The organism is Kordia jejudonensis (assembly GCF_001005315.1).
GTDB lineage: Bacteria > Bacteroidota > Bacteroidia > Flavobacteriales > Flavobacteriaceae > Kordia > Kordia jejudonensis.
In genome coordinates this window covers 25,044-33,226 of sequence record NZ_LBMG01000055.1, presented here as the reverse complement: position 1 = coordinate 33,226, position 8,183 = coordinate 25,044, and the positions used below count along the sequence as shown (strand labels likewise).

Annotated in this window: 10 protein-coding genes; 1 reads left to right on the top strand and 9 read right to left on the bottom strand. The window is 33.5% G+C overall.

Annotated features, from left to right (window positions below):
• Positions 1-144 precede the first annotated feature (144 nt).
• From priA to AA089_RS25005, 9 genes are all read right to left on the bottom strand, one after another.
• Complete coding sequence (gene priA / locus AA089_RS20030) at positions 145-2,598, bottom strand: replication restart helicase PriA (RefSeq protein WP_046758786.1); 2,454 nt, start codon at positions 2,596-2,598, stop codon at positions 145-147.
• A gap of 74 nt (positions 2,599-2,672) precedes the next feature.
• Positions 2,673-3,104 (bottom strand): DUF2147 domain-containing protein, encoded by a 432-nt coding sequence (locus AA089_RS20025; protein ID WP_046758785.1) that lies wholly within the window; start codon positions 3,102-3,104, stop codon positions 2,673-2,675.
• 19 nt (positions 3,105-3,123) lie between these two features.
• Entirely contained in the window at positions 3,124-3,690 is a 567-nt protein-coding gene (locus AA089_RS20020) for a chalcone isomerase family protein (RefSeq protein WP_046758784.1), read from the bottom strand.
• A 66-nt stretch (positions 3,691-3,756) separates the two neighbouring features.
• Positions 3,757-4,707 carry a YihY/virulence factor BrkB family protein gene (locus AA089_RS20015; protein ID WP_046758783.1) on the bottom strand — a complete coding sequence of 317 codons (951 nt, stop codon included), beginning with the start codon at positions 4,705-4,707 and terminating at the stop codon, positions 3,757-3,759.
• Positions 4,707-5,567, bottom strand: a complete 861-nt coding sequence (gene nadC / locus AA089_RS20010; RefSeq protein WP_046758782.1) for a carboxylating nicotinate-nucleotide diphosphorylase — start codon at positions 5,565-5,567, stop codon at positions 4,707-4,709. Before nadC ends, AA089_RS20015 begins: the two co-directional genes overlap by 1 nt.
• Before the next feature lie 136 nt (positions 5,568-5,703).
• On the bottom strand, positions 5,704-5,907 hold the full coding sequence (locus AA089_RS25010) for a hypothetical protein (protein ID WP_156169156.1): 204 nt from the start codon (positions 5,905-5,907) through the stop codon (positions 5,704-5,706).
• A gap of 132 nt (positions 5,908-6,039) precedes the next feature.
• Complete coding sequence (locus AA089_RS20005) at positions 6,040-6,264, bottom strand: hypothetical protein (RefSeq protein ID WP_046758781.1); 225 nt, start codon at positions 6,262-6,264, stop codon at positions 6,040-6,042.
• Positions 6,265-6,762: 498 nt separating this feature from the next.
• Positions 6,763-6,984, bottom strand: coding sequence for a hypothetical protein (locus tag AA089_RS20000; RefSeq protein WP_046758780.1), 222 nt, complete (start codon positions 6,982-6,984; stop codon positions 6,763-6,765).
• Positions 6,985-7,383: 399 nt separating this feature from the next.
• The gene (locus AA089_RS25005) at positions 7,384-7,530 is read right to left on the bottom strand and encodes a hypothetical protein (protein ID WP_156169154.1); all 147 of its coding nucleotides are present in this window, start codon (positions 7,528-7,530) and stop codon (positions 7,384-7,386) included.
• A 168-nt stretch (positions 7,531-7,698) separates the two neighbouring features.
• Between AA089_RS25005 and rlmH the strand changes: the two genes are divergently transcribed.
• Entirely contained in the window at positions 7,699-8,172 is a 474-nt protein-coding gene (gene rlmH, locus AA089_RS19995) for a 23S rRNA (pseudouridine(1915)-N(3))-methyltransferase RlmH (RefSeq protein ID WP_046758779.1), read from the top strand.
• Positions 8,173-8,183: the final 11 nt, after the last annotated feature.

Sequence of the window (8,183 nt, the reverse complement as noted above, 5' to 3'; positions counted from 1 at the left end):
AACGAATTACTTAACCTTTACAGAAGTGACGAACAAAATTGATTGAAAGATTGAAGAATTAAAACTGTGTTCATTTCTAACTTCTCATTTCTAACTACTAACTTCTCAATACTCAATACTCAATACTAATATCTCAATACTTTTTTAAACCGTATCAACATCAATAATGACACGAACACTTCGGTAATGTGAAATGGAGAGAAAACTCGTTTGTATTCGCGAAATAACATCTTTGGTTTTTGCTAGTGATTGCTGTTTTGGAATTTTTAACAGAATATGTTTCAGGTATAAATTTCGAATGCGTGCCACAGGCGGAAATTCTGGACCAAGTACGTTGTCACCAAAACTGTTTCGAAGCGATTTTGCAAACCAAGCCGCACTTTCATTGACACGATTGTATTCTTTGTGTTTGAGTGTAATTTTGATCAATCTGTAGAATGGTGGATAGTGAAATTGTCGCCTGTCATTGATTTGATCCGTAAACATTCCTTCGTAGTTTCCTACCGAAACCTGTTGCAATATTTGATGATATGGATTGTAGGTTTGCACAATAACTTTTCCACGTTTTTTGGTTCTTCCGGCGCGACCGGCAACTTGCTGAATGAGTTGAAAACTACGTTCATGCGCTCTGAAATCGGGAAAGTTGAGCATACTGTCCGCATTCATGATTCCGACTAAGTTTACATTTCTGAAATCGAGTCCTTTGGTTAACATTTGCGTACCAACCAAAATTTGAATTTCTTGTTGCTCAAACGCTGAAATGATTTTTTGATAGCCGTATTTTCCGCGTGTAGTGTCTAAATCCATTCGCCCAACTTTTATGTTTGGCAATAATTCTTTTAACTCCTCCTCTATTTGTTGCGTTCCAAACCCTTTGGAATCTAACTCGTGACTTCCGCACGCCAAACATTGTTGTTGCATGGCAATGTGATGACTGCAATAGTGGCAACGCAATTGATTTTTGTATTGATGAAACGTCAAGCTTACATCACAGTTTGGACATTGTGGCGAATGTCCGCAAGTATTGCATTCAATTATTGGCGCGTACCCACGTCTGTTTTGAAATAAAATGATTTGTTCTCCATTTTCTAATGTTTCTTCAATTTCTTCTAACAAACGATCTGAAAAATGCCCTTTCATACGCTTTTTACGATGCTTTTCTTTGATATCGACTAATTCCATATCTGGCAATAAAACATCGCCATAACGTCTTGTTATTGTGGCTAACGCGTATTTGTTTGTTTTTGTATTGTGGTAACTTTCTACACTTGGTGTTGCCGAACCGAGAATGATTTTCCCTTGATGCAATTTTGCCAATACAATTGCCGCATCACGCGCATGATAACGTGGCGCAGGATCAAATTGCTTGAACGAAGTTTCGTGTTCTTCATCAGCAATGATTACACCTAAGTTTGAGAATGGTAAGAGTAATGACGAACGCGCGCCCAAAACTATTTGTGCCTTTGGTTTCTTTTGCAAAACATTGTTCCAAACCTCAACACGTTCATGTACTGAGTATTTTGAATGATAAATGGCTACTTTTTCACCAAAGTATTGTTGCAATCGCAAAATGAGTTGCGTTGTCAATGCAATTTCTGGCAACAGATACAAGACTTGTTTTCCTGTTGCGATGATTTCTTCAATAAGCTTTACATATACTTCGGTTTTCCCTGAAGATGTGATACCATAGAGCAAGCAAACATCTTGTGTGGTAAAAGCTTTTTTTATCGTTTCGTAAGCTTCCGCTTGATATGGATTAAGTTGTTTTGAAGCTTCTGTGTCTTCTCCGTTATACTCAATTCTATCTTTTTGGATGTAATATTCCTCTAGTATTTTTTTGTCAATTAACGTTTTGATAATCGCTGAACTCGTATTGCTTTCCTTTGTAAGTTCTTTGACAGAAATTGGTTTTTTTGTTGTTGCCGCAAGCGAGAAAAGTGTCAGGATAACTTCACGCTGTTTTTTTGCTCTGCTGAGCGAATCTAGTAGTGCTTGTAAATTTTCTTCGCTTGTGTAGTGTGAATGAAGCTTTACATAACGTACAAATTTTGGTTTGTATTGCTCGTAAATTTCTTCGTATACTTGAATAATGCCTTTATCGATCAAACGTTTTAAAACGGGCAATACATTTTTCTTTTCTAGAATACTGCTGATTTCCTGAATTTTCAGTAATGACTGATGCTGCAGAGCTTCAAAGATTAAAAATTCGTCATCTTTTAATTCACTTTCATCAACTTCATTAGTTTCATTTTTGGAAATAATGGTTTCACTTTCCAAGAGAAAAGCGCTTGGCACTGCCGAACGAAATACTTCCCCTAAGCTTGCCATATAATAGCTTGAAATCCATTCCCAATGTTGCAATTGTTGCTGTGTAATTATCGGTTCTTCATCAAGTATTTGCTGAATTTCTTTGGCTTCATATACTTCTGGAGCCGTTTGATGAATTTTATAAACCAACGCCGTATATACCTTACTTTTTCCAAACGGAACAGCCACACGCATTCCTTGTTGTAGAAATTGCGATTCAGCTTCTGTAATACTATAGGTAAATAGTCGCTGCAGCGGAATTGGTAATATGACATCAATGAAATAAGACATTGTTCAAAGGTAAATACTTTATACAAAAAAACCACTCTTTTTTAGAGTGGCTTTTATGTGTTTTACATTGATGGTTATTCTACGCGATACCAGTTTTGAGTTCGATATAGAAACGCTATATAACCTCTAACGTATAGTTTGTTTTTGTCATCTTTATCAAGCCAAAGTTTACATTTGTATTCTTTTCCTTTTTCAGGATCAAGAATTTTTCCGCCTTTATATTCGTCATCATCTTTGGAAAGTCCATCAATGATAACCATTCCTAAAACGGGCTTGTTTTTTCGATCTCCTTTGCATTCTTCACATACACCATCGCGCTTTTCAGGATTTAGAATTTGAACTACTTTCCCGTAGATTTTTCCATCTTTTTGATAGATTTCTACAATAGATTTTGCTTCTCCTGTTTCGTCATCAATGGTTTTCCATTTTCCTTCTATACTTTGCGCTACGATTGTTTGAACACTTAGCAAAAGCAATGTTGTAAATATGTAAAGTGATTTTCTCATGAATATGAATGTATCCTAGTTAGCTTCCTAACATTCCACTTTTTAGTTTTTTATCAGCAGGCTTGTCTGACAACCAAATTCCAAAAAGTGCTTTTTTGAATTCCAATCCAGAAATACTTCCTTTTTTTGTTCCGTTTTTGTACACCATTACGCCAGTTCCTTTGATGTATACAATGTCAAAGATATCTCCGTCATTGATTTCATCACTAAAAAATCCTTTAAATTTTTCTATTTCTGTAGCAATTGACGCTGTATTTCCATTTGTAGAATTGTCAAAACCTTCATCTACAGCATTGATCATTTTTTTACTAGAAATTAAACGCGAAGTAATGTGTAATTTGATAGCCATTGACGCATCAGCTTCCATGATATCTTTTGCATCACTTGATTTTTTTGTTAGATATAATCCGCCTGAATATAGCTTAAACCAAGCTTTTTTTCTAACGCCTGCTCCATTGTACACAAGTTCCTGACCTTCAAAATTTACTGTTTCAGGAAGTGTCGCTGAACCTACTTCTATTTGTGCTTGTGAAACACTCATTCCTACGATTAGAAAAGCGAATAACGCATAAATTGTCTTTTTCATTTTATATTGGGTTTATTTATAATTCGTGTTGTAATATACTATTTTTTATTATGCAAACATAATAAATTACGTTGCCTGCTTATTCTTTTTTAACATATCTAATGAAGCATTTAATTCGAATCCTAAGAGTAATATATTAGCATTCAACCATATATACATCATTAAAATTAATAACGCTCCAATAGAACCATATAATTCGTTGTATTGAGAAAAGTTTGAAATGTAAATTCCGAACAAATATGATGTCAATACAATGAGTACTGTGGTTAGTAACACACCTGGCGAGAAAAATTTTGCGCGTCTTCCTTGGTGCGTTCCAAAGTAGTATAAAATTGCTGTTCCAATATATACCATAAGAATAATAAAGAGGAATTTTGCAATGTATACCGCAATTTCATTACCACTTGCAACTTGTATGCCCGTAGTTTTTCCTGCAAAATCACTTATGTATGGAATCACATATAGTTCTACATATCCTAATACTACAATAGTAAAAATCAATAACAGTGCCAAGATGAGTCCAACACTTAATGCATACAAATATTGTTGAAAAAATCTTCGCCGTTTTTGAATGTAATAGGAGCTTTCAAAGCCTGCAAATATTGCGTTTACACCATTTGCCATTAAAAATATAGAGAGAAAAAATGTTGTAGAAAGTAATCCTACACGCTTGTTTTTTACAATATCTACAATGATTTCATTTAAAAATGCTGCCGTTTCATTAGGCAATAGTGATGTGATTGTCCTTATAAAGTCTGCCTGAAAGTTTTCAATTGGTATATATGGTAATAAATTGAGCAAGAATAGTAAAGACGGAAATATAGCCATGAAAAAACTAAATGCGACTGCACCAGCGCGAGACGTCAACGCTCCATTGATGATTCCTAGAATATACATTTCTATTAAATCATACAACGATAAACCTTCAAGTCCTGGAAGTTTTATTCTCTTGAGTACGTCTACTATGACATTTAGTAGTGGAATTTTGGCTAATTTGTCTTCGATGTCTTTAGACATTATTCTGCAGCTTTTAGGCTTAAATCTAAGTTGTATACAGAATGTGTTAAAGCACCTGATGAGATATAATCGACACCACAAAGGGCATAATCACGAATGGTTTTTTCATTGATGCCACCTGAAGATTCTGTCAAACAAGTATCGCCAATCATTTTGACAGCTTTTCGCGTATCTTCATAATTGAAATTGTCAATTAGGATTCTGTAAACACCATCTGTTTGTAATATTTCTTCTATTTCTTGCAAATTACGTGCTTCAACAATAATTTTTAAATCGAGATTGTTTTCGTGAAGATAATTTTTTGTTTGCGTGATCGCTTGCGTGATGCCGCCACAGAAATCAATATGATTGTCTTTTAGCATAATCATATCATACAATGCAAACCGATGATTGACGCCGCCGCCAATTTTTACAGCCCATTTTTCCAATGCTCTAATTCCTGGAGTTGTTTTACGCGTATCAAGAATTTTTGTACCTGTGCCTTCAAGTAGCTTTACAAACATATTTGTTTTGGTTGCAATGGCACTCATACGTTGCATGGCATTTAGCACCAAACGTTCCGCTTTTAAGATCGATTGTGATTTTCCCGTAACATAAAAAGCGATGTCACCATATTTCACGCTGCTTCCATCTTCAATGAGCGTTTCTACTTTCATAGCTGGATCGACATAATCAAAAACCATTTTTGCAAATTCGATGCCAGCAATTATCCCTTCATCTTTGACTAATAATTTTGCTTTTCCTTCTGCTGTAGCTGGAATACAAGCCAATGAACTGTGATCGCCATCTCCAACATCTTCACGGATAGCATTTGAAATAATTAGCTCTAATTCTTTTTGAAATTGCGTTTCTGAGATCATATTTTCTAGTAAAATAGTATTTATACCAAAATTGCGAAGTTTAAATTGTATATCAAAATGGAAACGTATAATTATTAGAAAATAAAAAAGCATCACTCGTAAGAATGATGCTTCATTTGTTGCTTTTGTGTGTCAATTAATTACAAATACATGATAATTGATAAGACAAACAACAGTTTGTACGTACGATGGAAGGTTCTGGACAACCAACAGTTATTCCAACACAATTACAAGAAACATCACATGTGCCGCCACTTACTCCACCTTTTACGGTCATGCTTTTAAAATTTGATACTGTGTTTCGCTTTAAAGAAAGCGCTTTTACTTTTTGCTTTTTCATCATATTAATTTTTATGTTATAGTAACATGGGTTGGAAATAAAATTTCATTACCCAAAAAATTACATCCTTGATGAAATAAAAAAAGCATCACCTAAAAAAGATGATGCTTTTGTATATTTTACTTGGAAATTTTACCAATCGTAACAAGAACCACAAGTTCTGTCAAAATAGGTTCTATCGCCTGTACAAATACAATTTGTGTGTGGAATAGAATGTGGTGGACAACCAATAGTTTCAGGCGCTGGTCCTACTGGCTGACATGCGCCTCCACTGATTCCTCCAATTAAACTTGTACTTCCAACTCCAGAAATTGTGTTTTTACTAATACGTAACTTTTTTAAATTCTTTTTTTTCATGATTTAAGTTTTTGTGGTTTATAATTGTAATTTAAAAATACGGTATTTACAACATGAGAAAAAACGTAGGTTATGACGTTTTACAAAATGTCACTTCTAATTTCATATTAAGAATCAGGACTTTACAAAGAGTGTGACTTCTTAAACAAAAGAAACATCATTTGTTGGAATGATGTTTCTTTGAATTAGGAGTTATAGCAGTTCCTAATTTTTTTCTTTTTCATGGCGTAAGCCTTAACAATTTGATATAAAATTAAGCATTCTAACATTATAATGACGCATGAAAAATATTAGTAATTGTTATCAAATACATTAACAACATTAATGCATTCGGAAAATTACATTACATACTACTTATTAACCTGACTTCGATATTACTTTTCATCGAATACATAATTTTAAATCTTTTTATTTCACAATTTGGTAAAAAGACTTCGTAAAAAAAGCACCTATTCAAATGAAATAGATGCTTTTATATGATAATTTAACCACAAGCATCTACATTGTACCACAACGTAATGATAAGTAGCACGTGTAAGTTAATGGTGGACAATTAATAATTGTACGTTCACACAAATTTGTAGGCAAAGTGTCAACACAATTATAGGTTACATTATTACATCCCATGCCTGTGAGTACACCTCCATTTATTTTTTCAATATTAAAATTTGAAATAGTGTTTTTCTTTAATGCTAATGAGCTTACTTGTTGTTTTTTCATTCTAATAAAATTTTGAGTTTATATTAATGTAAGTATTCGCAAAACAGGATTCTTTTATACAATTTCATATGTATTTTTATGTTTTACGCTGTAACTAAAGTATTGCAAAAGCATTATGAATACGGTAGTTTTTTAAGACAAAGGGATCAATGCAACTAAAAAAGTTATGAATGGAAATTGGTTAGATTGTCCTATGTGAAGTCCGCAACTAAAAACGTGATGAGTTTAGCCTAATATATTCCGATAAATCCTTCCTAATTATTTTAAAAGAAAAGAATTGTAGCATTAATTGAAGTTAAGTTGGCTACTTTGTACTTGTGAATGTAGAAAAATTGTAGAAATTAGTAACAAAAGGTTGTCCAAAACACTTTAGACAACCTTTTGTATTGTAAACATTGCTTATTTATGATCTTCACATTCGTGGCCTAAACAATGGGAAATACAGTCAGAACCTACAGTTGGCCCACCACCTTTAGCGGTAATAATTTGAGCTCTAGAAATTACTTTCTTGTTTAGCGTAAGCGATTTTAATTGAATTTTTTTCATGATTACATTTTTTTAGGTTATCACGATAAGGTAAGAAGAACTAATTGTTTTCGATTACAGAGAAACCATCATAAAAGTAGCTTTAAAAAATACTTTTGGAAGATATCGCAATGCCTTTTGAAATTTCTAGACACGTTTATTTCATAAAAAATCTACTATTTTTGCCAAATGAATATTAAAGCGCTTGCTATAGGACGAACAGATAACAAACAATTACAACTGTTAATTGATCAGTATGTAAAACGTTTGTCACACTACGTAAAATTTGACTTGGAGATTATTCCCGATCTGAAAAACACTAAAAATTTAAGTGAAGCACAGCAAAAAGAAAAAGAAGGCGAATTGATTCTTAAAAAATTGTCTCCAACTGATATGTTGGTTTTGTTAGATGAAAACGGCAAGCAGTTCACTTCCGTAGAATTTTCAAGCTATTTACAAAAACGCATGAATTCGGGTATTAAAACGTTGGTGTTCGTCATTGGCGGACCGTATGGTTTTTCTGAGACTGTTTACGCGAAAGCGCAAGGGAAAATTTCCTTATCAAAAATGACCTTTTCACATCAAATGGTGCGTTTATTTGTCGTAGAACAAATCTACAGAGCCTTTACTATTTTACGAAACGAACCGTATCATCATCGATAAAACTATACTTT

Coding starts and splice junctions, on each gene's coding strand:
- priA (WP_046758786.1), bottom strand. CDS start 2,598: ATGTCTTATTTCATTGATGTCATATTACCAATTCCGCTGCAGCGACTA.
- AA089_RS20025 (WP_046758785.1), bottom strand. CDS start 3,104: ATGAGAAAATCACTTTACATATTTACAACATTGCTTTTGCTAAGTGTT.
- AA089_RS20020 (WP_046758784.1), bottom strand. CDS start 3,690: ATGAAAAAGACAATTTATGCGTTATTCGCTTTTCTAATCGTAGGAATG.
- AA089_RS20015 (WP_046758783.1), bottom strand. CDS start 4,707: ATGTCTAAAGACATCGAAGACAAATTAGCCAAAATTCCACTACTAAAT.
- nadC (WP_046758782.1), bottom strand. CDS start 5,567: ATGATCTCAGAAACGCAATTTCAAAAAGAATTAGAGCTAATTATTTCA.
- AA089_RS25010 (WP_156169156.1), bottom strand. CDS start 5,907: ATGAAAAAGCAAAAAGTAAAAGCGCTTTCTTTAAAGCGAAACACAGTA.
- AA089_RS20005 (WP_046758781.1), bottom strand. CDS start 6,264: ATGAAAAAAAAGAATTTAAAAAAGTTACGTATTAGTAAAAACACAATT.
- AA089_RS20000 (WP_046758780.1), bottom strand. CDS start 6,984: ATGAAAAAACAACAAGTAAGCTCATTAGCATTAAAGAAAAACACTATT.
- AA089_RS25005 (WP_156169154.1), bottom strand. CDS start 7,530: ATGAAAAAAATTCAATTAAAATCGCTTACGCTAAACAAGAAAGTAATT.
- rlmH (WP_046758779.1), top strand. CDS start 7,699: ATGAATATTAAAGCGCTTGCTATAGGACGAACAGATAACAAACAATTA.